Consider the following 23,059-nt stretch of genomic DNA (forward strand, 5'->3'; position numbering starts at 1 on the left):
ACCCCCTCCCCCCCCCCCACCCCCCCCCCCCCCACCCCCCCCCCCCCCCACCCCCCCCCCCCCCCCCCCCCCCCCCCCCCCCCCCCCCCCCCCCCCCCCCCCCCCCCCCCGTACCCGCCCGAGGGTCGCGGGAGGGTGGGTCGGCAAGGGCGCGGGGGCGCGGCGGTTTTCCGGCTGCCGGGTCGGGTAGGCCCCGACGACGGCTGACGGGACCTGGGGGAGAGGGGCACGGCGATGAGGGCAACGGTCTGGCACGATGTCGGCGATATCCGGTTGGAGGATGTTCCGGATCCCCGGATCGAGGAACCGACCGACGCGATCGTCCGGATCACCCGAAGCGCCATCTGCGGCACCGACCTGCACTTCGCCCGGGGCACGCTACCGGGCCTGGACGAGGGCACGATCCTGGGTCACGAGGGCGTCGGCGAGGTGGTCCAGGTCGGCCGGGCGGTCCGCAACTTCTCGCCCGGTGACCGGGTGGTGATCTCGTCCACCATCTCGTGCGGGTTCTGCTCCTACTGCCGGGCCGGCTACCAGGCGCAGTGCGACAACGCGAACCCCGGTGGCCGCCGCGCCGGCACCGCGTACTACGGCGGCCCGGCCAGCACCGGTGGCTTCGCCGGCCTCCAGGCCGAGTACGCCCGCATCCCGTACGCGAGCAACAGCCTGGTCGCGCTCCCCGACGACGTCTCCGACGACGAGGCGATCCTGCTGTCGGACATCTTCCCGACCGCGTGGTTCGGGGCCCGGATCGCCGACGTCTCCAACGGGGACACGGTGGCGGTCTTCGGCTGCGGCCCGGTCGGCCAACTGGCCATCCTCTCCGCCCAGCTACAGGGTGCCGGCCGGGTCATCGCGGTGGACCAGTTGCCGGACCGGCTCGCCACCGCCCGGGGCCAGCACGCCGAGGTGATCGACTTCAGCGTCGAGGACCCGGTGTCGGTGATCGACGACCTGACCGGTGGGATCGGGGTGGACCGGGTCATCGACGCGGTCGGCGTCGACGCCCAGCGGCCGTCCCAGGGCCCCGCCGCACGGCGGTCCGACCAGCAGGCCGAGCTGATCGCCCGGGAGCACGCCGACGTGACGCCGAACGCCGCCCCCAGCGACGGCAACTGGGTGCCGGGCAACGCGCCCGGCCAGGCCCTGCGCTGGGCGGTCGACTCGCTGGCCAAGGCCGGCACGCTCGGCATCCTCGGCGTCTACCCGCCGACGATGACCTCGTTCCCGACCGGTGTCGCGATGAACAAGAACCTCACCATCAAGGCCGGCAACGCCAACCACCGACACTACCTGCCGCAACTGGTGGAGATGATCGGCAACGGCACCGTCGACCCGTCCGGCCTGATCACCGAGGAGGAGCCGATGAGCGACATCGTCGGCGCCTACCGGGAGTTCGACCGCCGGGAGCCGGGCTGGCTCAAGGTGGCGATCAACCCGACCACCTGACCACCGCCGGTTCCTGCCAGTCCGGCGCTCACGTCGGCCGTATGCGCCCCTGGATCGACGGCCGGGTTACTCGACGGTGGCGAGTTGGTCGAGCTGGGTGGCCCGGACCTGCTCGATCTCGCCGGCCAGTTCCCGGACGTGCGGCTCGTGGCCGGACTCCCGGACCGCGCGGGCGAGCCGGACCGTCTGTTCCAGGTGGTCGCGCATGTTGGTCACGAAGAGCTGGTCGAACGCGGGGCCGGTGGCGGCGGTCAGGGCGCGCAGGTCGTCGGCGGTGACCATGCCGGGCATGTCGTGCCCCTCGTGTTCGTTGCTCTCCGCCACCCCGGCCTGGGCCAGCAGTTGGCGCAGCCGGGCCAGTTCCGCCCGGTGGTCGGTGCCGACCCGTTCGGCCATGCCGCGCAGGTCCGGATCGGTGGTCTGTTTCGGGGTCAGGTCGACCAGCAGCAGTGTCTTGTCGTCCAGCGCGATCATCAGCTGGGTCCAGGCGATGTCGGTCGGGCTGAAGTCCCCGGCCGTGGCGCTCGGCGTGGGCGTCGCGGCGGCCGAGGCGACCGGTTCGCCCGCGCCGCCGCCGGCCGCCGGTTCGCCGCCGCTGCGGGCGCAACCCGTCACGAGTACGCCGACCAGCGCGACCAGCGCCATGTCACGGACGATCCTGCTCATCTGCGCCTCCCCGGGTTCGTGGCGGTTGATTCTCCAACCGCCGGGGCGGGGCCCGGTTGACCGGGCCCCGCCGTCGAGCGACAACCGTGTACCCGTGGGGGTCAGTACCGGCCCTCGTGGTTGCACTTGATGACCGGCCGGATGCAGTCGCGCACCCGCCGCTCCATCTCCGCCGCCGGCCAGGCGTTGAAGAAGTCGCCGTGCATGGTGTATCCGCGTCCGGAGGCCAACCGGAAGTTGGCCGGGTCGCCGTTCACCGGGTAGCGCAGCACCTGGCGCAGCTTCGGCACGTGCACCGGGTGGGTGGACGGGCAGGCCTGGTTGACCGGGTACGCCATGTGGCTCTTATGGTCGGGCGAGTCCAGGTCACGGCCGTTCCAGCACTGTGGGAAGTCGAGGTACGACTCCATCTGGGTGCCGGCCGGACAGTTGACGAAGTCCTTGCCCGGTGGGATGTGTCCGGCGTGCAGGCAGGACCAGCGGGCGATGCTCTCGTCGCCACCGGTCGCCCGGGCGTTGCCGGCCACGATCTTCAGGCCGAGCGGCATCGGCTGGGTCTGCGCGACGACGTCGGCGCGTACGCCCTCGCCGAGGTAGTAGAACGTGGCGATGGTCGGCTCGACCGGCACGTTGTTGTTGTACAGGGTCGGCACCCAGTACGACGACAGGTCGATGGCCGGGTTGCAGTTGCTCGCCGCGTTGGCCAGGCTCGTGTAGTCCGAGTTGGCGTTGGTCGAGGTGTTGCCGAAGAAGCTGTGCATGTGCGACGCGCCGGCCAGGCCGGGGAAGATGATCGGGTCGTCCGGCAGCCGGTGGCTGAACGGGCAGTCGGCCGGGAACTCGGCCACCCGCACGATCGGGCCGTTCGGCGAGGGCGTCGGCGTGGGCGGCGGTGCTCCGCCGTCGTCGCCGAAGACCTGGAACTCCCAGAGCGACACGCCGTACGCGGTGGCGCGCTTGGTGGCGTGCAGCCGGACGTAGCGGCCGTTGCCGGCCACGGTGATGCTCTTGCTGCCGCCGGTGCCGTTGACCGTGGTGTGGATGGTGGTCCAGTTGATGGCGTCGTTGGACGTCTGGATCCGGAAGTCGCTGGCGTACGCGGCCTCCCAGTTCAGCGCGACCCGGCTGATGGCGCGGGCCGAGCCGAGGTCGACCTGGATCCACTGCGGGTCGGCGAACGTGCTGGACCAGCGGGTGGCGGCGTTGCCGTCGACGGCGGCGCTGGCGGCGTAGCCGCCCTCGATCGTCGACGCCGTGGCCGGGCGTCCCTGGGAGAGCGTGATCTCGGCTGCGGTGGCCGGGCCGATGCCGACCGCGAGGTAGGTGCCGACCAGACCGACGAGGGCGGCGGTCAGGGTGGCGAGGCGCAGGCGGCGGTGTGGTCTGGAGCGGGTCGGTGGTGGTGCGACCGGGTGCATGGGGCTCCTTCGGGGCAGGGGCGGAGAGCGGCGTGGGAGTCGCCACCGGTGCAACGTCCGTGGGTGGGCTGCGGTGGCGCCGGGCTCCCCAGTCGAGGCGGGCCGGGACGGGCACACCGAAACCTGTGTCTTACGGGTTACGGACGAGTGTCGAACTGTGTAGTGAGAGCGCTCTCTGGCACCACTTTGACTCTTCTATCGCCCAGAGTCAATGCTTCGGGACGGTTCCGGAACAAGGTCTTCCCCCGGACGAATCTCCCTGACCACGATCGATGCGCCCACGCCGCCCACGCCGCCCGCCCCGCCCGTCGACCGGGGGGCGGGGTGCCGTGCCACCGCACGAGGCACGGCACCCCCTTCCCGTACCCGCGGGCACCCCTCCCGCGGGAAGTCTCAGCCGGACCGCCCGATCCGGTCCGCCGCCGACTGCCAGGCCGCGGCCACACCGGGCGTCGGCCGGTACGTCCGCAGTTCCCCGTCGCGCCGCGACACCGCCCGCAGCTCGGCCAGCCCGCCGTCGAGCGCCCCCAGCGCCCGCGCCTGCACCAGGGCGTTGCCCAGCGCGGTCGCCTCGACCGGCCCGGCCACCACCGGCAGCCCGCAGGCGTCGGCGGTGAGCTGGCAGAGCAACTCGTTGCGGGCACCGCCGCCGACGACGTGCACCACGTCGACGTCCCGACCCGACAACTCCTGCGCCTGCCGGACGGCGAGCCGGTGGGCCAGCGCCAGGCTGTCCACGATGCACCGGACCACCGCCGCCGGATCGGCCGGCGTCGGCTGCCCCAGCCGTACGCAGGCCCGCGCGATCCGGTCCGGCATCCCACCCGGCGGCAGGAACTCCGGGTCGTCCGGGTCGACCACGGCGGCCAGCGCGGGCCGCCGGGCCGCCTGCGTCAGCAGGTCGGTCAGCTCCACCGCCAGCCCCGCCGCCCGCCAGTCCCGCAGCGACTCCTGGAGCAGCCAGAGCCCCATCACGTTGCGCAGGTAACGGACCGTGCCGTCGACGCCGGCCTCGTTGCTGAAGTTGGCCCGCCGGCTCGCCGCCGACAGCACCGGCTCGGTCAGTTCCAGCCCGACCAGCGACCAGGTGCCGCAGGAGATGAAGGCGAACCGGTCACCCTCGGCCGGCACCGCCACCACCGCCGAGGCGGTGTCGTGCGAGCCGACCACGGTCACCGGCACCGGCCGACCCGCACCGATCGCCGTACCGACCTCGGGCAGCAACTCCCCGGCCGGGTCACCGGGGCGGCGCAGCGGGCCGAAGATCCGTACCGGCAGACCGGCCTGCTCGATCAGCTCGGTCGCCCACTCGCGGGTCCGTACGTCGAGCAGTTGGGTGGTGGAGGCGTTGGTGACCTCACTGCCCACCACCCCGGTCAACCAGTACGACAGCAGGTCCGGGATCAGCAGCATCCGCTGCGCGGCCGCCAGGGCGGGCGTACCGAGCGCGGCGGTGAGCTGGAACAACGTGTTGAACGGCAGCAGTTGCAGCCCGGTCACCCGGTAGAGCCGCTGCGCGCCGAGCGTCGCCACCACCCGCTCCGGCACCCCGTCGGTACGCCCGTCCCGGTAGTGCACCGGGTTGCCGAGCAGGGCCCCGCCCGCGTCGAGCAGACCGTAGTCCACCGCCCAGGAGTCGATCCCGACGCTGGCCAGGTCGGGGCGGCTGGCCAGGGCGTTGCGCAGGCCGGTCAGCGTCTCGGCGTACAGCCGCAGCGCGTCCCAGTGCAGGGCGTCGGGCAGGCGTACCGGGCCGTTGTCGAACCGGTGCGCCTGGGTCAGCCGGACCCGGTCGCGGTCGATCTCGGCCAGCATCACCCGGCCGCTGGACGCGCCGAGGTCGACCGCGGCGACCGCCGCCGACCCCGACGCGTTACTCCTCATCGCTGGCCCTCCACTGTCGTGGCTCAGCGCAGGAAGGCGGCGGCCACGCCGGCGTCGACCGGCACGTGCAGCCCGGTGGTGTGGGACAGGTCCCCGCCGGTGAGCGCGAAGACCGCGTTCGCCACGTGCTCCGGCAGCACCTCCCGCTTCAGCAGGGTCCGCTGGGCGTAGAACGCGCCCAGGTCCTCCTCCGGTACGCCGTACACCGCAGCCCGTTTCGCGCCCCAGCCACCGGCGAAGATGCCGGAGCCCCGGACCACGCCGTCCGGGTTGACCCCGTTGACCCGGATGCCGTACGCGCCCAGTTCGGCGGCGAGCAGCCGGACCTGGTGCGCCTGGTCGGCCTTGGCCGCCCCGTACGCGACGTTGTTCGGGCCGGCGAAGACGGCGTTCTTGCTGACGATGTAGATCAGGTCGCCGCCGGTGCCCTGGTCGATCAGCAGTTTCGCGGCCGCCCGGGAGACCAGGAAGGAGCCCTTCGCCATCACGTCGTGTTGCAGGTCCCAGTCGGCCTCGGTGGTGTCCAGCAGCGACTTCGACACCGACAGCCCGGCGTTGTTCACCACCAGGTCGACACCGCCGAAGGCGAGTGCCGCCGAGGCGAACGCCGCCTCGATCGCGGCGCCGTCGGTGACGTCCACGGTGACCGCCACCGCCCGGTCGGCGTTGCCGATGCCGGCCGCCACGGTCGCGGCGGCGTCGCCGTCCCGGTCGGCGACCACCACGGCCGCCCCCTCGGCGCCGAGCCGGCGGGCGATCGCCGCCCCGATCCCGGAGCCGCCGCCGGTGACCAGCGCGACCCGGCCGGCGAGCGGCTTGGGCGCCGGCAGCCGGCGCAGCTTCGCCTCCTCCAGCAGCCAGTACTCGATCCGGAACTTCTCCGACTCGTCGATCGGCGCGTACGTCGAGACCGCCTCGGCGCCGCGCATCACGTTGACCGCGTTGAGGTAGTACTCGGCCGCCACCCGCGCGGTCTGCTTGTCCTTGCCGAAGCTGAACATGCCGACGCCGGGGACCAGCACGATCGCCGGGTCGGCGCCCCGGATGGCGGGGGAGTCGGGCTCGGCGTACCGGTCGTAGTAGGCCCGGTAGTCCTTGCGGTACGCCTCGTGCAGCTCGCGCAGCCGGGCCACCGCCCGCTCCAGCGGCGCGTCCGCCGGCAGGTCCAGCACCAGCGGCCGGACCTTGGTCCGCAGGAAGTGGTCCGGGCAGGAGGTGCCGAGCGCGGCCAGCCGGGGGTGTTCGGCGCGGGCCAGGAAGTCCAGCACCGCGTCGTCGTCGGTGAAGTGCCCGACCTGGCGAGCGTCGGTGCTGGCCAGGCCCCGGATGACCGGGGCCAGCGCGGCGGCCTTCGCCCGGCGCTGCTCGGCCGGCAGTGGCTCGTGGCCGGGCAGCAGCGGGCCGAACGGCTCCGGCCGACCGTGCTCGGCCAGGAACCGCTCGGCGGTGGCGATGATCTCCAGCGAGCGGGCCTCGCACTCCTCGCTGGTGGCGCCCCAGGCGGTGATCCCGTGCCCGCCGAGGATCACCCCGATGGCCTGCGGGTTCTCCCGCGCCAGGGCGGCGATGTCCAGACCGAGCTGGAAGCCCGGCCGGCGCCACGGCACCCAGACCACCCGGCCACCGAAGCAGCGGCGGGTCAGTTCCTCACCGTCGGCGGCGGTGGCCAGCGCGATGCCGGCGTCCGGGTGCAGGTGGTCGACGTGGGCGGCGTCGACCAGGCCGTGCATGGCCGTGTCGATCGACGGGGCGGCGCCGCCCCTGCCGTGCAGGCAGTAGTCGAACGCGGCGACCATCTCGTCCTCGCGCTCGACGCCCGGGTAGACGTCGACCAGGGCCCGGAGCCGGTCCAGCCGCAGCACCGCCAGTCCGGCCTCGGTCAGGGTGCCGATGTCGCCGCCGGAACCCTTGACCCACATCAGCTCGACCGGCGCACCGGTGACCGGGTCGTCACCGGTTGCCTTGACCGAGACGTTGCCCCCGCCGTAGTTGGTGTTGCGCCGGTCGGCGCCGATCCGGTGACTGCGCGACAGCAGCGCGGCCACCTCCGGATGCGTACCCATCGCTGTGCTCGGTTTCCCCTCGTGTGTGCCGGATGTCTCGCCCACGGTGCTCAGGCGCCCCAACCGGCCTGCTGCCCGCCGACCCGTTCGGCGGCGATCTTCGCGGCGTGACCGGACCGGGCGTACGCGGCCATCGGGTCCGGGTCGAGGCCCTGCTCGGCCCGGATCTCCCGCAGCAGTGGCCGGACGTCGGTGTCGTACGCGTCCATCAGCACCGCGTTCGCCCCGAGTACGTCACCGGCGGCCTGCGCGGCGGCCAGCGCCCCGGCGTCGACCAGCAGCGCCTTGGCGGTGGCCTCCTGGACGTTGAGCACCGAGCGGATCTGACCGGGGATCTTCGGCTCGATGTTGTGGCACTGGTCGAGCATGAAGTTCACCCCCGACTCCACCCGCAGCGCGTCCGCCCGGACGATCTCGTGCATGATCCGGAAGAGCTGGAACGGGTCCGCGGCGCCGACCATCAGGTCGTCGTCGGCGTAGAACCGGGAGTTGAAGTCGAACGCGCCGAGCCGCCCCTCGCGCAGCAGGAACGCGACGATGAACTCGATGTTGGTGCCGGGGGCGTGGTGCCCGGTGTCGATCACCACCTGGGCCCGTTCGCCGAGCTTGAGACAGTGCGCGTACGCGGTGCCCCAGTCCGGTACGTCGGTGACGTAGAACGCCGGCTCGAACAGCTTGTACTCCAGCAGGATCCGCTGGTGCTCGCCGATCCGGTCGTAGGTGGCCGCCAGGGCCTCGGCGAGCCGGTCCTGCCGGGCCCGGATGTCGTCCTGGCCGGGGTAGTTGGTGCCGTCGGAGAACCAGAGCTTCAGGTCCCGCGAGCCGGTGGCGTCCATGATGTCGACGCATTCGAGCAGGTGACCCAGGGCCTTGCGGCGGATCGCCGGGTCGGGGTTGGTGACGCTGCCGAGCCGGTAGTCGTCGTCCTGGAACACGTTCGCGTTGATCGCGCCGATCCGTACGCCGAGGTCGGCGGCGTACGCGGCGAGCTTGGCGTAGTCGTCGACCCGGTCCCACGGGATGTGCAGCGAGACGATCGGCGCGATCCCGGTGTAGCGGTGCACCTGCGCCGCGTCGGCGATCTTCTCCTGTGGCGTACGCGGCACGCCGGGCTGGGCGAACACCTTGAACCGGGTGCCCGAGTTGCCGTACGCCCAGGACGGCACCTCGATCCGCTGGCCGCGCAGGGCGGCCCGGACCTCCGGCGAGGCTGCGGTGGCGGTCACGATAGCTCCTGTGTGGAATCGGGTGCGGATACGGCAGGGTCGGTCCCGGCGGGGGTGAGCGCGTCGAGTTGCGCGTCGAGGTTGAAGATCTCCGTCAGCACGGTGAATCCCTCGTCCGGGCGGCGCCCGTCGAGTCCTTCGAAGAACGGTGCCATCTCCGCCTGCCACCGGGCGTTGACCTCGGTACGTTCCATCGCGGCGAGCGACTGCGCCAGGTCGTCGGTACGGAAGTGCCCGACCAGCAGTCCGTCGGTGTGCAGGAAGAGCGAGTAGTCGTACCAACCGGCGGACCGGAGCGCGGCCAGCATCTCCGGCCAGACGGCGGCGTGCCGCGCGGTGTACTCGGTCAGCCGATCGGGTCGTACCCGTAGGACGAAGCAGACTCTGCGCACCCGGGCCCCCTAATCCATGAACCGTTTCAATAATCTCGCCCTCAAACTACGAGCGACCGCGCGCGGATGTCAAGGAAACGAAGCCCCCGGCGTCGGCGGCGGGGGCGTTCGGCTGGCGCGGTCAGCTCTCCCGGCGGGTGTACCGGCTGGACTCGCGGACCACCAGTTCGGGCTCGAAGATCACCTGTTGGTGCTGGTGCGCCTCCGGCGCGTTGGACTCCTCCAGCAGCAACGCGGCGGCGGTCCGGCCGAGCCGCTGACGGGGCTGGCGGACCGAGGAGAGCGGCACCGCCGCCGCGGCCGCGAACTCGATGTCGTCGTAGCCGACCAGGGCGATCTCCTCGGGCACCCGGACCTGTTGCCGGGTCAACTCCTGCAACACGCCCAGCGCGAGCAGGTCGTTGGCGCAGAAGACCGCGGTGGCGCGGGCCGAGCGCGGCTGCCCCAGGATCCGGGCGGCGGCGTCCCGGCCGGCGGCCACGGTCGGGCTCGGGGTGTCGAACCGGCGCAGCTGGTCCTCGCCCAGACCGGCCTCGCGCAGCGCGTGCGCCGCACCGGCGTACCGGTCCCGGACCTGCTCCAGCCGCCACGGCCCGCCGACGAAGGCGATCCGCCGGTGCCCGGTCTCGACCAGGTGCCGGCCGGCCAGTTCGCCACCGAGGCGGTCGTCGACCGAGACCGAGCAGACGTCCGGCCGGGTCGAGCGCCGGTCCAGCAGCACCACCAGTACGCCCCGGTCGCGCAGCCGCACCAACCGCTCGTTGGCGTCGTCGACCGGCGTGATCAGCACGCCCTGCACCCGCTGTTCCTCCAGCAGGTCCAGGTAGGCGCTCTCGCGTACCGGGTCGCCGTCGCTGTTGCAGAAGATGACCGCCATACCGGCCGCGCCGGTGGCCTCCTCCACGCCCTTGGCGACGTCGGTGAAGAACGGGTTCGCCACGTCGAGCACGACCAGGCCGAGGGTGCGCCCCCGCCCCCGGCGCAACTGCCGGGCCGCGTCGTTCGGCACGAAGCCGAGGTCGCTGATCGCGGCGAGCACCCGGGTCCGGGTCGACGCCGCCACGATGTCGGGCCGGTTGAGCACGTTGGAAACCGTGCCGACCGACACACCCGCGCGGCTGGCCACGTCACGGATGCTCACGGCTGGTCCCGCCACCGTCGCCTCCTTTTCGCAGTCGGGCGGTGCGCCACGACTGAAACGTGTCAAGAATACCGTCGCCGGCTCGATGCCCCGTGCCCACCGGTCGCGCGTCGTGGCGCCGACCCTACCGGCAGCAGTCGAGCCGCCGCGCCGGGTAGGGTGGCGCCGATCGGGGGCAAGCGCTTTCCCATACGTACGGGCTGATCGACCCGACCCTCGGGACGGTCGACCACGAGAGGCGGACCGATGAGCCACGAAACCACCAGCACCCGGCTGCGCGTACGCGGCACGACCGTCGCCGAGTACGTGTCCGAACCGGACCTCGACCGGCGCCTGTCGCCCCGGCCGTACCTGCACCCCGTACGGACCCTCGGCGGGGTGGTGGTCACCGACATCCTGCCCGAGGACCACCCGCACCATCTCGGAGTCTCGGTCGGCGTGCAGGACGTCGACGGAGACAACCTCTGGGGCGGACGGACCTACGTCCGCGACCGGGGCTACACCTGGCTCGACGACCACGGGCGGATCGTGCCGGAGAGCTGGGCCCGGCAGGCGGACAACGGTTTCGGCCAGCGCCTGCGCTGGCTCGGCCGCGACGGGCGGGTCCTGCTCACCGAGGACCGGACCGTCTCCGCCGGGGCGATCGCCGGCCGCGACGACGCCTGGCTGCTCGACTTCGCGTACACCCTGACCGCGCCGGCCGACCGGGACGTCACCCTGGGCAGCCCGGCCACCAACGGCCGCCCGGACGGCGCCGGCTACGGCGGGTTCTTCTGGCGGGCGGCGCTGGGCAAGGTACGGGTCCTGACCGCCGGCGGGGAGGGCGAGGCGCAGGTCAACGGGACCTCCGAGCCGTGGCTGGCACTGGTGGGACAGGGTGCCGACGACGCTGCGTACACGTTGGTCTTCTCCGGCCTGGGCGAGGGTGACCACTGGTTCACCCGTGCCGAGGGGTATCCCGGCGTGAACATCGCGCTGGCCTACCGGCGGACGCTGACGATCGCGGCGGGGCAGCGGATCAGCCGGCGGCACCGGGTGGCGGTGGTCGACGGGGCGCTCGGCCTTGATCAGCTCGCGGGCCTGAGCTGAAGTGTCGCGGTGGTGGGGGTTGGGCCCGCCGTGCCCGGCGCGGGCTGTCAGGCTTGATTCCCGCGCCGGTCACGGCGGGCCCGAACCCCGGGTGGTCGCGGGGTTGCTCCGTGGGTTGTGCGGGGGCCGAATCCTGGATCGTCGCGGTTGGCTTACCGAGGGTGGCGGCGGTCGATGGCGACGGCGGCCAGGGGCGGCAGTCCCGGCAGCAGGAGCCAGAGGACCGGTCCCATCGACGCGGTCAGGGCCACCGCGACCAGGGCGAGCAGCAGCAGTGCGGTGCCGGTCGGGTCGGAACGGGTCCGGTCCCATGCCTGTCCGGCCGCTGCCGGCCAACCGGTCCGCGGGTGCCAGGCCACCGCCGCGCGCAGCGCGACCGTGGCCAGGAGTCCGGCGGCGAGCAGCAGTGCCGGACCGACCACCCGGCCGCCGGGCAGCCCGGCCCCGACCGCCACCGCGTCGACCATCACCACCGCACCCAGCGCGACCGGCACCAGGTACGGCCACCAGCCGCTGCCGGCAGCCGTGCGCAGGGCCCGCAGGTAGCCCCGTACGGTGTCACCGGTCCCGTCGTCGGCCCGCTCGCGCAGCACGGTCACCGCGGCGGTGACCGCGACGTAGGCGGTCACCAGAGGCAGGGCGGCGACCAGGGTGAGCAGGCCGACGACCAGCACCTCGGAGAGCCGGCCCAGCCCGGCGGCGAACCCGCCGAGCCGGTGGCGCGTCGGGGTGGCGTACGTCGGCTCCGGTCCGGTCACCGCTCAGCCCTTCAGTCCGGAGGTGGCGATGCCCTCCACCAGGTAACGCTGGAAGGCCAGGAAGAACAGCACCACCGGCACGATGCTCAGCACCGACATGGCGAACATCGGACCGAAGGCGGACTCGCTGGTCTGGTCGATGAACAGCCGCAGCGCCAGTGGCAGCGTGTACGTCTCCGGATCGTTCAGGTAGACCAGTTGGCTGAAGAAGTCGTTCCAGGTCCAGATGAACGTGAAGATCGTGGTGGTGACCAGGGCCGGCTTGAGCAGCGGCAGGATGACGTACCGGAAGGTGAGGATCGGGCCGCAGCCGTCGATCTCGGCCGCGTCGTCGAGTTCGCGGGGCAGTCCCCGGATGAACTGCACCATCAGGAAGATGAAGAACGCGTCGGTGGCCAGCAGCTTCGGCAGGATCAGCGGGACGAAGGTGCCGACCAGGTCGAGCTTCTGGAAGATCGTGTACTGCGGGATCAGCACCACGTGGTACGGCAGCATGATGGTCAGCAGGGTGAGCGCGAACAGTGGGCCGCGCAGCCTGAACCGCAGCCGGGCGAAGGCGTACGCGGCCAGCGAGCAGGAGATCAGGTTGCCCAGCACCGCGCCGACCGCGACGATCACCGAGTTGCCGAAGAACCGCCAGACGCTGATGCCGGCGATGCCGTCCAGCGCGGTGGTGTAGTTCTCCGGCACGAACCGGGTCGGCAGCAGGTCGAGGCTGGACAGGATCTCGTCGGTCGGCTTGACCGACGCGGTGAGCAGCCACACGATCGGGTAGAGCAGCAGGAGCAGCATCGCGATGATCAGCGCGTGCCAGCCCAGGCCGCGCAGCCGGCCGCCGAGGGTGGTGCGGGACTCGGGGTAGGTGGTCATTTGTTCTCCCCGGCGTAGAAGACCCAGCGGCGGGAGGTGCCGAAGAACAGTGCGGTGATGGCGGCGACGGTGATCAGCAGGATCCAGGCCATCGCCGAGGCGTAACCCATGCGGAACTGGGAGAAGCCGCGTTCGTAGAGGTAGAGCGTGTAGAACAGGGTGGAGTTGCTCGGCCCGCCCCGGCCGCCGCTGACGATGAACGCGGGGGTGAACGCCTGGAACGCGTGGATGGTCTCCAGCACCAGGTTGAACAGGATGATCGGGCTGAGCATCGGCAGGGTCACCGAGCGGAACGTGCGCCAGCGGCCGGAGCCGTCGACGGCGGCGGCGTCGTACAGCTCCTGGGGGACCTGCTTCAGGCCGGCCAGGAAGATCACCATCGGGGCGCCGAACTGCCAGATCGCCAGGATGATCAGCACGTAGATCGCGTAGTCCGGTTCGTTGATCCAGCCGCCGGTGTCCCAGCCGACCCGGCCGGTGAGCGAGTCGACCACGCCGTCGTCGGTGAACAACGCCCGCCAGGCCAGCGCGATCGCGACCCCGGTGCCGAGCAGCGAGGGGGCGTAGAACGCCGACCGGTAGAAACCCTGTCCGCGCCGCGCGTTGTTGAGCAGCATCGCCACCGCCAGGGCGGCGGCCAGCTTCAGCGGTACGGAGATCAGCACGTACGTCGCGGTCACCTTCGCCGAGGCGAGGAACCGGGCATCATCGGTGAACAGCCGCTCGTAGTTCTCCAGTCCAACCCAGTTCGGGCTGGTGAACAGGTCGTAGTCGGTGAACGACAGGTAGAGCGAGGCGAGCATCGGTCCCAGGGTGAGCAGCAGCGCGCCGCAGACCCAGGGGGAGAGGAAAAGGTACGCGATGCCGGGCCGGTGGCGCCGGTAGCGCGGGCGGTTGCGTCCCGCCTTCGCGGTCGGATCGGCGGGCCCGGGGGGCGGCCGGCGCAGTGTCTCAGTCGTCATGGCGTGGCAATCCGATCGGCTCGTGACGCCTGCGCCGCAGGGGCGGCGCACTCCCGTGGCGGCGCGCGTGAAACCATTCAATGGAGGGGAACGTACCGGCGGCCAGGGGTCCTGTCAACGAAATGGACACGGCCGTGAAACATTCAGCGACCTGTGCCGGCCGCCGGGCCGACGGTGGTGAATCGTTTCATTTACGTGCTGCGCGATGGTTGCCGGCGACCGCTGCCGTCAGTCGCCGGGAGCCCAGTCCGGGTCGCGCCCGAACGCCGCCACCAGCCGGTCCTGCTCGCCGGCATTCTCCGGCACGTGCACCGCCGAGGCGACCAGGCCGCCCTGCCGGTACGTCCCCACCTGGTCGGTGAACCACCGGGCGCACTCGTTCACCGCCTCGGTGTCCAGCTTCGGCTCGACCCCGATCGCCACCGCCAGGTCCCAGCCGTGCACCAGGTGCTCGGAGAGCAACTGGTGCAGGTACTCGCGGGCCGGGGTGTCCCCGAACGAGAGATGCACCGTCCGGTCGAGCGCGCCCGGTTCGCCCGCCGCCCGCTCGGCCTCCGCCGCCGCGTCCCGGGCCGCCGCCGCCGGATCCGCGCCCAGCAGGTCACCCTCGAACCGGTCACCCACCTGCTCGATCGTCGCCCCGGTCAGCAGCGGGACGGTCCACCGGTCCTCGCCGACCACATGGTTCACCAGCGTGCGTACGTCCCAGTCGCCGCACGGCGTGGGCAGCGCCCACTGGTCGTAGCCGACCTGGGCCACCCGGTCGGTGAACTCGCGCAGGCTGCGCCGGTAGGTCTGGAGCAGGTCCATGCGCCCGATTCTGCTCTGGTTCGGCCCCGTCGGCCGGCCATTTCCCTTCACCGCCCGCCGATGCGCCTCGCCCCCGGTCCCCGTCCCCGCCTTCGGGTCCCGCCTTCGGGCCGGGGGACGGTCGCCGTCACCCGTCCAGTTGGTCGGGGGAGAGGCCGAGTTCGCGCGCGGTGGCGAGGTGGACCCACTCGGAGAGCAGCCGGCGGGAGATCAACCGATCGTGCACCGCCGACTGCACCGCGAGCCCGTCGATCAGCGCGTTGATCCGCCAGGCGGCGCCCTCCGGATCGTCACAGACGAACACGCCCTCGTCCACGCCGGCCGCGATGATGTCGGCCAGGTCCTCCCGCCAGCGCAGGTCCAGCCGCCGGGACACCTTCTCCAGCTCGGGCGTACGGAGCGACTCGGACCAGCCGTCGATCCACATCCCCCACGACTTGGACCGGCCGGTCGGGGCGTACAGCTTGAGGATCTTCCGGAGCTTCTCCAGTGGACCGGCCGAGGAGCGGACCACCGCGTCGAGCCGGGCCAGATCCTGCTCGGCCGCGTACGCGAACGCCTGTGCGAGCAGCCGCTCCTTCGTGGCGAAGTGGTAGAACACGAGCGCCTGGCTCACCCCGGCGGCCTGCGCCACGTCGGCGGTGCGGGTGTTGGCCAACCCGCGCTCCTTGATCACCGCGCAGGCGGTACGCAGCAGCGCATCTAGGCGGACCTCGGCCGCGCGTCTTGTCACGCGGCTACGGTAACCTACCGATGTGAATACGGTAAGTCACCGACACTGAGGGTCTTCAGTTCGTAACTCGGTGTGCGATTCGCCAGCTCATTGGTGCGTTCAATCGAGCAGATCGATCTCTATCGGGTGAACATATCGGAGTTCATCGGTGGCTCGTAGTAGGGTCCGCACATGCCCGAGGGTCAGGCCCCCGTCCCGTCACCGGCCACCGCGAAGCGGCACAGAGCACCGCGAGTGTCGACGGTGGAGCAACCGGCCACCGGCACGGGCGGACCGGACGCGGCAGGTGAACCACCACCCGGATCCGGCCTGCCGGGCCAGCCCGGCCCGGGTTACGGGGACGAGGAGCGCCCGGCCCGGGAGCTGACCGGCCCGGCCGCGACCGTGGTCGCCGTGGTCGCGTTCACCGTCGCGCTGTTCGTCCTCACCCAGGTGTTCCGACCACTGGCCCAGGGCAGCCAGTACTACCTGATCATCTTCCTGGCGGGCGTACTCCCGCTGGTCTTCCTCGCCTACCGGTCCGGCCTGCGGCGGCCGGCGCGGCTGACCCGGCGCGGCCCGGCGCCACCCGACGACCCGGCCGACCCGGTCGTCGGCGGCCGGCCGGACCGACCCACGGTCGGCGACTGGCTGCTGGCCGGACTCGCCCTGCTGGTCTGCCTCTACCCGGTGCTGCCGATCCCGATCGCCGGTGCCGGCGGCGGTTACGACGCCTTCCTCGACCGGCAGGGCCTGCTCACCCCGACCGACGTGCTGCTCGGTGCGCTGCTGCTGGTCCTGCTGATCGAAGCCTGCCGGCGCACCACCGGCTGGGTGCTGCCCGTGGTCTGCCTGCTCTTCCTCGGCTACGGCTACTACGGCGGCCTGCTGCCCCAGAACTGGGCGATCGCCCACGCCGGGCTCGACTTCGCCCAGATCGTCGACGCGCTCTACAACTCCGGCAGCGGCTTCTACGGCACCCCGCTCGACGTCGCCGCCACCTACATCGTGCTGTTCACGATCTACGGCGCCGTACTCGACCTCTCCGGTGCCGGCCGGTTCTTCGTCGACCTGTCGGTCGCCGCGTTCCGCCGCTCCCGCAGCGCCGCCGGCCGCACCGCCGTCGCCGCCGGCTTCCTGCTCGGCACGGTCTCCGGATCCGGTACGGCCACCGCCGTCAGCGTCGGCGCGGTCAGTTGGCCGATCCTGCGCCGCGCCGGCTACCCAGCCGAACAGGCCGGCGGCATGCTCGCCGCCGCCGGAGTCGGCGCCATCCTCTCCCCGCCGACCCTCGGTGCCGCCGCCTTCATCGTCGCCGAGTACCTGGGCGTGTCCTACCTGACCGTGCTCGGCTGGGCGATGATCCCGACCCTGCTCTACTACCTCGGCATCCTGCTCGCCGTGGAGATCGACGCCCGCCGGTTCGGGGTACGGGCGGTCGAGGTCGTCGCCGACTCACCGGGGCGCCTGCTGCTCCGGTTCGGCTACCACTTCTCCTCCCTGATCGTGATCGTGGTCCTGCTCGCGATCGGGGTCAGCGCCACCCGATCGGTGGTCTACGCGACCGCCCTGGCGTTCGCCCTCTCCTTCCTCGACCGGCGCGGCTGGCTCACCCCCGAGCGACTCTTCGCCGCCCTCGCCAACGGCGTACGCGGCGTGCTCCCGGTCGTCGCGGTCTGCGGCGCCGCCGGCATCATCACCGCCACCACCACCAAGACCGGCCTCGGCGCCCAGTTCGCCGGCCTGCTGGTCCGCGCCGCCGAGACGCTGGCCGACCGACCCGCCGTGGTACTGGCACTGACCGTCGTCTTCGCCGCCGTCGCGCTCGCGCTGCTCGGACTCGCCGTGCCGGTGACCGCCTCGTTCATCATCGGCTGGGTGATCATCGGGCCGGCGCTGCTGGCGCTCGACGTACCGGCCCCCGCGGCGGCGATGTTCGTCTTCTACTACTCGGTCCTCTCCGAGGTCACCCCGCCGACCGCGCTCGCCGCGGTGGGAGCCGCCGCGATCACCGGTGGCCGGACCGTGCCCACCATGTGGCAGGCACTGAAGTACGCCCTGCCGGCCTTCCTCGCCCCGATCGCCTTCGTGCTGACCACGCCGGGGGAGTACCTGCTCGGCCGGGGCCCCGTACCCGGAGTGCTCTGGACCAGCGCGGTCGCCTGCCTCGGCATCGCCGCGGTGGCCACGGCGAGCGGCGGCTGGCTGCTCGGGGTCGGTCCGCTCGGCGTACCCGGTCGGGTCCTCGCCGGGCTGGCCGGCCTGCTCCTGCTCTACCTGCACCCGGTCTCGATCGCGGCCGGCGTCGCGCTGCTCACCGTCGCCACCACCCTGGCCCTGGCCCGCCGCCGCGTCGACCGACGGCCGACCGATCCGGTCGAGGGGACCGGCGAGGTCAGGCCAACGGCCCGGTCGGCGCCACCGCCGCACCGGTCACCCCGGAAGAAGGAGGGCTCATGAACCGTGCCACGAGAATCGTCGCGGGGATCGCGGCGATCGGCGTCGGGTTGGCCGGTTTGGTCGGCTGCGGCGGCCGCCAGGACGGGGCGACCACCGACGCCGGTGGCGACGTGACCTGCGAGGTCGGCTCCGACACCCGGATCGGCATCGCCACCGGGAACTCCACCGGCGTCTACTTCGCCCTCGGCAACGCGTACGCCGAGCAGGTCACCACCGTCACCGACGGCCACGTCAAGGCGACCGCCGCCGAGACCGGCGCCTCGGTCCAGAACATCCAGCAACTGGTGGCCGGGAGCTACGCGGTGGCGTTCTCGCTGGCCGACACCGCCGCCGACGCGGTGGAGGGCAAGGGCAGCTTCGACGGCCAGGCGCAGCCGGTGCGGGCGCTCTCCCGGATCTACACCAACTACACCCAGGTGGTCGTGCGCACCGGCTCGGGAATCACCTCGGTCGCCGACATGAAGGGCAAGCGGATCTCCACCGGCTCCCCGAAGTCGGGCACCGAGGTGATCGCGCACCGGCTGCTCCAGGCCGCCGGCCTCGACCCGGCCCAGGACATCCAGGCCCAGCGGCTCGACCTGACCAAGACCGTCGACGGCGTCAAGGACGGCTCGATCGACGCCTTCTTCTGGTCCGGCGGGCTGCCCACGCCCGGCATCACCGACCTGCTCACCACCTCCCGGGACCAGGTCACCTTCCTGGACATCACCCCACTGCTGGGCGAGCTGAAGAAGATCAACCCGGTGTACGAGGAAGGCGTCATCCCGGCCGCCACCTACGGCACCCCGGACGACGTACGGACCATCGTGGTGCCGAACCTGCTGCTGGTGAAGGACGACCTCGACCCGAACCTGGTCTGCGTACTGACCAAGGCGCTGTTCGACCGCAAGCCGCAGCTCGAACAGGCCAACGCGGCGGCCAGGGAGATCAGCCTGGAGACCGCCCGGAAGACCACTCCGGTGCCGCTGCACCGGGGCGCGGCCAAGGCGCTGGACGACCTCAAGGCCCCGCAGTAGCCCACCCACCCGTCCCGGGTCCACCCCACCGGACCCGGGACGCTCCCCTCACCACCCCAAACCACCCGTACCAGCACAAGACCCACCACTCCCGTACGCCTTCCAGCCCCCCACCCATCCACCACTCGTACGACCTTCCTTCCACACCAGGTTCCTAGGATGCTTTACGGAGTGTGTCGAGCGCCCGACCGGGTACGCCGCCCCCGTCCCGATCAAACGCCCTTCACCTGCGAAAACGGCCGTACGTGAGCGGAGCGACCCGCTGCGGCTACCCCCGATTTGGCACATGTTCGCGCGCTCGGCTAAAGTTCTCATCCGTCACCAGGAAACACCGGAGACAAGCGGACGTAGCGCAGTTGGTAGCGCATCACCTTGCCAAGGTGAGGGTCGCGGGTTCGAGTCCCGTCGTCCGCTCGGAGATGCCGCCACGCACGTCGGGGGCAACCTCGGTGGAGTGGCCGAGAGGCGAGGCAACGGCCTGCAAAGCCGTGTACACGGGTTCAAATCCCGTCTCCACCTCGGCAAGGTTATGCGAGGGCGATTGGCGCAGTGGGAGCGCGCTTCCTTGACACGGAAGAGGTCACTGGTTCAAACCCAGTATCGCCCACCAGCTCAGAGGCCATGTCCGATCGATGGACATGGCCTCTTTGGTCTCCGTACAGCAGTGAAGTACAGCAGCGTTCAGCCATCGAGGCTGTCTCCCAGCTGCTCGGGCTGTCCATGTTTTCGGTTCCTCTCGTCGCGGGGGCTGACCTTGACACGTACGTGTCAAGGGGCCAGGGGTTGGCCGGCGGCCCGGCGGGTGGCGGTCTCGTCTTGTAGTTCGTCTCGTCCGGCTTGGTGTCGGGCGCGGGCTTGGGCGGCGGCGGTGTTGGCTAGGAGCGCGTCTCCGGTGGTGATCCAGCCGGTGGCGTGGTAGCCGAGTTGGTAGATGACGCGTTCGGTTTCTTCGTCGTCCCAGGTATGGGGTTGGCCTTCGGTACGTCGCCAGATGGTGCGTTGCAGTCGGAGGAAGCCGAGGGTGACGGAGAAGGCGCGGCTCTTGGTGGTGATGTGCCCGCCGTAGCCGAAGTGATGCGTGTAGGGCTCGTAAAGCCGGTTTCGCTATGCTGCCTGCGAATACTCGTTGATCAACCCGCCGAGGATCGGGCGCCGTCGGACCCTGGCGGCGGTCAGGTCAGTGACTCTCGACGGCGGGATGGGCGGCTGCTGGCCGATCGATCGATGTGGTCGGTGGCTGTTGTAGTGGGCCGTGTACTCGGCGAGGACGGCCCAGAGGTGGCGCTCGCCGACGAGGAGCATCTGGTCAGTGCACTCCCGGCGTAACTTGGCGGGTGGCGATCTCAACGAAGAACAGCACGTAGATCCGCTTGAGCAAGACGGTGTCGACGGTCGTGATGCTCTGCCATCGCCCTCTCGAACACCCCCTCTGACTCACCAGTTCGTGCCGGCATCCGCGTACGGGCCGGGCTGGGCCCGGGACTGCACCCAAACTCGGTGCCGGGGCGCCCGTACGGAGTTATCGGATGGATGACCGGCGGCCAACCCCGTGACAACTGCACGGCAGATCGTGTTGGCGGTCGCCGAGGATGCTCGGGCGACCCGGTTGAGCGAAGAGGCGGTTCCGGTGGATTCTGGCCTGGTGGTGGGCGTGCTGGCGGGGTTGGTCCTGCTGGTTATCGTCCTGCTGGTCGCCGCGGTACGCGGCTACAACCGGCTTGTACGGCTGAGGGCCCAGGTGCGGGCGTCGTGGGCGCAGGTGGACGTCCAGCTCAAGCGGCGCCACTCGCTGATCCCGAACCTGGTGGAGACGGTACGTGGGTACGCCGGCCACGAGCGGGCGACGCTGGAGGCGGTGACCGCCGCTCGGGTCGCCGCGACGGGGACGCCGGGCGGTACGCCGGCACGGGTCGCCGCCGAGGGCGCGTTGACCCGGTCGCTCGGCAGGTTGTTCGCGGTGGCCGAGGCGTACCCGCAGTTGCGGGCGAGTGAGAACTTCGTCGAACTCCAACGCGAACTGGCCGGCACCGAGAACCAGATCGCGTACGCCCGGCAGTTCTACAACAGTGCGGTCCAGTCACTGAACACGGCGGTGCAGACGCTGCCGGTCAACATCATCGCCGGTCTGGGCGGGTTCCGGGCCGAGCCGTACTTCGAGGCGGCGGGCGACGAACGTGTCGACGTCGCGGTGCGGTTCTGAGGATCCTGGCGGACACTGGAGTCACGTGATGAATTCCGTTGACCTGGCCATCGAGCTGGGACTGCCGGCGGTGTGCCTGCTCGGCTGGGCCATCGTCTATTGGGCCGCCTGGCTGCTCACCCGGCCGGCCGACGTTGCCCCCGCCCCGGCCTCTATGACGTTGCCCGGCCCGGAGTCCCCGGCGGTGGTCAACCTGCTGGCCAACCGGTGGAGCCTCACCGTCGACGCCGCCGAGGCGACCCTGCTCGACCTGGCCGCCCGGGGCTATCTGGAACTGCGGCAGGCCGGCCCGGATCCGCGCGACAGCACCGTGCACCCGACGGGTCGTACCGACGGGCTCACCGAATACGAGCGCCAGGTCCTCGACCGGGTGGTCGAGCGCGCGGTCGGTGGGTTGGTACCGCTGACCGCCCTGGCCTTCGCCGACGAGAAGCGCGCCGGTCTCTGGGCCAGTTCGCTGCGCCGCGCGGTCATCGACGAGGCCCGCCGGCTCGGCCTGACCCGGCGCCGGTTCCCCAAGGGCCTGGTCGTCGCGCTCAGTCTGCTCGGCGCCCTCGCCGCGCTGGGCGTCGCCGCCGGCTCCTACCACTATCTGTCGCGGACCCAGGAAGACGACCGTTGGGGCGGTGTGGGCGCGGCCTTCTTCGTCACGATCATGGTCCTCTTCGGCATCGCGCGGCGGAACATGGGCGAGCGCGACACCCCGTCGGGCCGGGCTGTCGCCGCTCGTTGGCTCGGCCTGCGCGACTGGTTGACCGGGCACGAGGCGTTCGCGGACCTGCCCCCGGCAGCCGTGACGGTCTGGCACCGCTACCTGTCGTACGGGGCCGCGCTCGGCGCGACCCGGGGGGCATCGGAGGTCATCCACCTCGGCCTGGCGGACCGGAGTCGCATCTGGTCGGCGTACGGAGGCACCTGGCGCCAGGTCGGGGTCAGCTACCCGAACACCCTGCCCCGGTACGGTCAGCCGCTCGGTTGGCCCTTTGTCCGGGCCGTGGGCGCCGGCTGGTTCGGCTGGGCGCTCGTCGGCATCGTCGGGCCGGCAGCGGCCCGCCAGGCGAGCCTGCCGGTCGACCCGGCCGACGATCCGCTCCACTTCCTCTTCGGCCAGTGGTTCGAGCCGTGGCGCGACCTTGCCGAACTCGACCTGATCACGCTCGCCGTCCTCCTCGTCGGACTCGCCCTGCTCGGCTACGCGACGTACACGATGATTCGGGTCTTCGCCGACGTGGCGAGCACGGTCACCGTCTCGGGAGAGGTGATCTGGTACCAGATGTGGCAGTACCACAGCTCGGACGAGAGCACCGACCGGACACCAATCAACTACTACCTCGTCATCGACGACGGCCGGTCCGACCAGACCCGGGCCTGGATCCTGCCGAAGGAGATCTCCGGCCAGTGCGAGCTGGGTGATGTGGTGACCGCCCAGGCGCGCCGGTGGACCCGTCGCGTCAAGCAGGTCACCGTATTGCGGGCGGCGACTCCCGCGCCGGAGCTCGCCGACGGCTCTCCCGGCGCGGGCACCGTGGCCGGGGACGTCGCCGAGCCGCTGCTGACCGCCGACGAACTCAGCGCCGCGGTGGGGCGCCAGGTGCGGCCGGACCGGACCTCCAGCTACCGTGGCGACCCGCGTTACACGGCCGCCAACTTCAACGACCTGACCGGTACGTTCACGGTCTCGGTCAGCGTGATACGGGGTCGGGCCGGGCGAGTCCTCATGGTGATCGGCAAGGGAGCCGGCCAGCCGCTGCCGACCCCGCGTGGAGACGAGGCGTACCTCGCCAAGGACCGCGTGGTCGGGCGCCGGGGCGACGTGGTGGTCATGCTCGCGCCGGGGCGGAACGTTGCCGCCACCCAACTCGCCGGTCTGCTCCCTCTCGCGTTGGACCGTGCCGCGGTCCGGGCCGCCGCGCCAAGCGCGTAAAGCTGCCCCGCCTGACCTG

At 71.6% G+C, this 23,059-nt stretch carries 19 protein-coding genes, 3 tRNA genes and 1 pseudogene; 9 read left to right on the forward strand and 14 right to left on the reverse strand.

The genetic code is table 11. The features are described 5' to 3' along the window. The first annotated feature begins 234 nt into the window (after positions 1-234). The gene (locus tag ACZ6QQ_RS07385) at positions 235-1,449 is read left to right on the forward strand and encodes a zinc-dependent alcohol dehydrogenase (RefSeq protein ID WP_465874979.1); all 1,215 of its coding nucleotides are present in this window, start codon (positions 235-237) and stop codon (positions 1,447-1,449) included. Positions 1,450-1,515: 66 nt separating this feature from the next. Here the strand turns inward: ACZ6QQ_RS07385 and ACZ6QQ_RS07390 are convergent, their stop codons facing one another. The 7 genes from ACZ6QQ_RS07390 to ACZ6QQ_RS07420 form a co-directional block, all read right to left on the reverse strand. Then, positions 1,516-2,115 (reverse strand): DUF305 domain-containing protein, encoded by a 600-nt coding sequence (locus ACZ6QQ_RS07390; protein WP_465874980.1) that lies wholly within the window; start codon positions 2,113-2,115, stop codon positions 1,516-1,518. A gap of 101 nt (positions 2,116-2,216) precedes the next feature. Continuing rightward, a complete protein-coding gene (locus ACZ6QQ_RS07395) occupies positions 2,217-3,533 on the reverse strand; it encodes a DUF1996 domain-containing protein (RefSeq protein WP_465874981.1) in 1,317 nt (438 codons plus the stop codon). A 393-nt stretch (positions 3,534-3,926) separates the two neighbouring features. Continuing rightward, positions 3,927-5,417, reverse strand: coding sequence for a rhamnulokinase (locus tag ACZ6QQ_RS07400; RefSeq protein ID WP_465874982.1), 1,491 nt, complete (start codon positions 5,415-5,417; stop codon positions 3,927-3,929). A gap of 23 nt (positions 5,418-5,440) precedes the next feature. Further along, entirely contained in the window at positions 5,441-7,480 is a 2,040-nt protein-coding gene (locus ACZ6QQ_RS07405) for a bifunctional aldolase/short-chain dehydrogenase (RefSeq protein ID WP_465874983.1), read from the reverse strand. Positions 7,481-7,530: 50 nt separating this feature from the next. Next, on the reverse strand, positions 7,531-8,706 hold the full coding sequence (gene rhaI, locus ACZ6QQ_RS07410; protein WP_465874984.1) for an L-rhamnose isomerase: 1,176 nt from the start codon (positions 8,704-8,706) through the stop codon (positions 7,531-7,533). Beyond that, the gene (locus tag ACZ6QQ_RS07415) at positions 8,703-9,098 is read right to left on the reverse strand and encodes an L-rhamnose mutarotase (protein WP_465874985.1); all 396 of its coding nucleotides are present in this window, start codon (positions 9,096-9,098) and stop codon (positions 8,703-8,705) included. The genes rhaI and ACZ6QQ_RS07415 overlap by 4 nt, the downstream gene beginning before the upstream one ends. Positions 9,099-9,219: 121 nt before the next feature. Continuing rightward, positions 9,220-10,254: a LacI family DNA-binding transcriptional regulator gene (locus ACZ6QQ_RS07420; RefSeq protein WP_465874986.1), complete on the reverse strand. Its 1,035-nt coding sequence runs from the start codon at positions 10,252-10,254 to the stop codon at positions 9,220-9,222. Positions 10,255-10,485: 231 nt separating this feature from the next. Between ACZ6QQ_RS07420 and ACZ6QQ_RS07425 the strand changes: the two genes are divergently transcribed. Further along, entirely contained in the window at positions 10,486-11,328 is an 843-nt protein-coding gene (locus tag ACZ6QQ_RS07425) for a DUF6807 domain-containing protein (RefSeq protein WP_465874987.1), read from the forward strand. A gap of 152 nt (positions 11,329-11,480) precedes the next feature. Here ACZ6QQ_RS07425 and ACZ6QQ_RS07430 read toward each other — a convergent pair whose 3' ends face one another. The 5 genes from ACZ6QQ_RS07430 to ACZ6QQ_RS07450 all read right to left on the reverse strand — a co-directional run bounded on the left by ACZ6QQ_RS07430 (position 11,481) and on the right by ACZ6QQ_RS07450 (position 15,461). After that, positions 11,481-12,086 (reverse strand): hypothetical protein, encoded by a 606-nt coding sequence (locus ACZ6QQ_RS07430; RefSeq protein WP_465874988.1) that lies wholly within the window; start codon positions 12,084-12,086, stop codon positions 11,481-11,483. Positions 12,087-12,089: 3 nt separating this feature from the next. After that, on the reverse strand, positions 12,090-12,956 hold the full coding sequence (locus tag ACZ6QQ_RS07435; RefSeq protein ID WP_465874989.1) for a carbohydrate ABC transporter permease: 867 nt from the start codon (positions 12,954-12,956) through the stop codon (positions 12,090-12,092). Then, positions 12,953-13,918, reverse strand: coding sequence for a carbohydrate ABC transporter permease (locus tag ACZ6QQ_RS07440; protein ID WP_465874990.1), 966 nt, complete (start codon positions 13,916-13,918; stop codon positions 12,953-12,955). Before ACZ6QQ_RS07440 ends, ACZ6QQ_RS07435 begins: the two co-directional genes overlap by 4 nt. A 228-nt stretch (positions 13,919-14,146) precedes the next feature. After that, the gene (locus ACZ6QQ_RS07445) at positions 14,147-14,728 is read right to left on the reverse strand and encodes a TIGR03086 family metal-binding protein (protein WP_465874991.1); all 582 of its coding nucleotides are present in this window, start codon (positions 14,726-14,728) and stop codon (positions 14,147-14,149) included. 127 nt (positions 14,729-14,855) lie between these two features. Beyond that, entirely contained in the window at positions 14,856-15,461 is a 606-nt protein-coding gene (locus tag ACZ6QQ_RS07450; RefSeq protein WP_465874992.1) for a TetR/AcrR family transcriptional regulator, read from the reverse strand. A 234-nt stretch (positions 15,462-15,695) separates the two neighbouring features. Here ACZ6QQ_RS07450 and ACZ6QQ_RS07455 point away from each other — a divergent pair, with 234 nt between their 5' ends. The 5 genes from ACZ6QQ_RS07455 (at position 15,696) to ACZ6QQ_RS07475 (ending at position 19,526) form a co-directional block, all read left to right on the forward strand. Next, on the forward strand, positions 15,696-17,900 hold the full coding sequence (locus tag ACZ6QQ_RS07455; protein ID WP_465874993.1) for a TRAP transporter permease: 2,205 nt from the start codon (positions 15,696-15,698) through the stop codon (positions 17,898-17,900). Next, complete coding sequence (locus ACZ6QQ_RS07460; RefSeq protein ID WP_465874994.1) at positions 17,897-18,916, forward strand: TAXI family TRAP transporter solute-binding subunit; 1,020 nt, start codon at positions 17,897-17,899, stop codon at positions 18,914-18,916. The genes ACZ6QQ_RS07455 and ACZ6QQ_RS07460 overlap by 4 nt, the downstream gene beginning before the upstream one ends. A gap of 341 nt (positions 18,917-19,257) precedes the next feature. Further along, positions 19,258-19,330 (forward strand) — tRNA-Gly (locus ACZ6QQ_RS07465). Between the two features lie 34 nt (positions 19,331-19,364). Next, positions 19,365-19,435, forward strand: a tRNA-Cys gene (locus ACZ6QQ_RS07470). Between the two features lie 16 nt (positions 19,436-19,451). Next, positions 19,452-19,526, forward strand: a tRNA-Val gene (locus ACZ6QQ_RS07475). A gap of 158 nt (positions 19,527-19,684) precedes the next feature. Here ACZ6QQ_RS07475 and ACZ6QQ_RS07480 read toward each other — a convergent pair. Both ACZ6QQ_RS07480 and ACZ6QQ_RS07485 read right to left on the reverse strand, forming a co-directional pair. Further along, a pseudogene (locus ACZ6QQ_RS07480) lies at positions 19,685-19,984 on the reverse strand (replication initiator); the annotation flags it as partial. Between the two features lie 36 nt (positions 19,985-20,020). Next, positions 20,021-20,263 carry an integrase core domain-containing protein gene (locus tag ACZ6QQ_RS07485; RefSeq protein ID WP_465874995.1) on the reverse strand — a complete coding sequence of 81 codons (243 nt, stop codon included), beginning with the start codon at positions 20,261-20,263 and terminating at the stop codon, positions 20,021-20,023. 202 nt (positions 20,264-20,465) lie between these two features. Here ACZ6QQ_RS07485 and ACZ6QQ_RS07490 point away from each other — a divergent pair, with 202 nt between their 5' ends. Together ACZ6QQ_RS07490 and ACZ6QQ_RS07495 are read left to right on the forward strand one after the other, a co-directional pair. Next, positions 20,466-21,116, forward strand: coding sequence for a LemA family protein (locus tag ACZ6QQ_RS07490; protein ID WP_465874996.1), 651 nt, complete (start codon positions 20,466-20,468; stop codon positions 21,114-21,116). A 28-nt stretch (positions 21,117-21,144) separates the two neighbouring features. Then, the gene (locus ACZ6QQ_RS07495; protein WP_465874997.1) at positions 21,145-23,040 is read left to right on the forward strand and encodes a DUF2207 family protein; all 1,896 of its coding nucleotides are present in this window, start codon (positions 21,145-21,147) and stop codon (positions 23,038-23,040) included. Positions 23,041-23,059: the final 19 nt, after the last annotated feature.

The organism is Micromonospora sp. NPDC049529, from assembly GCF_055586685.1.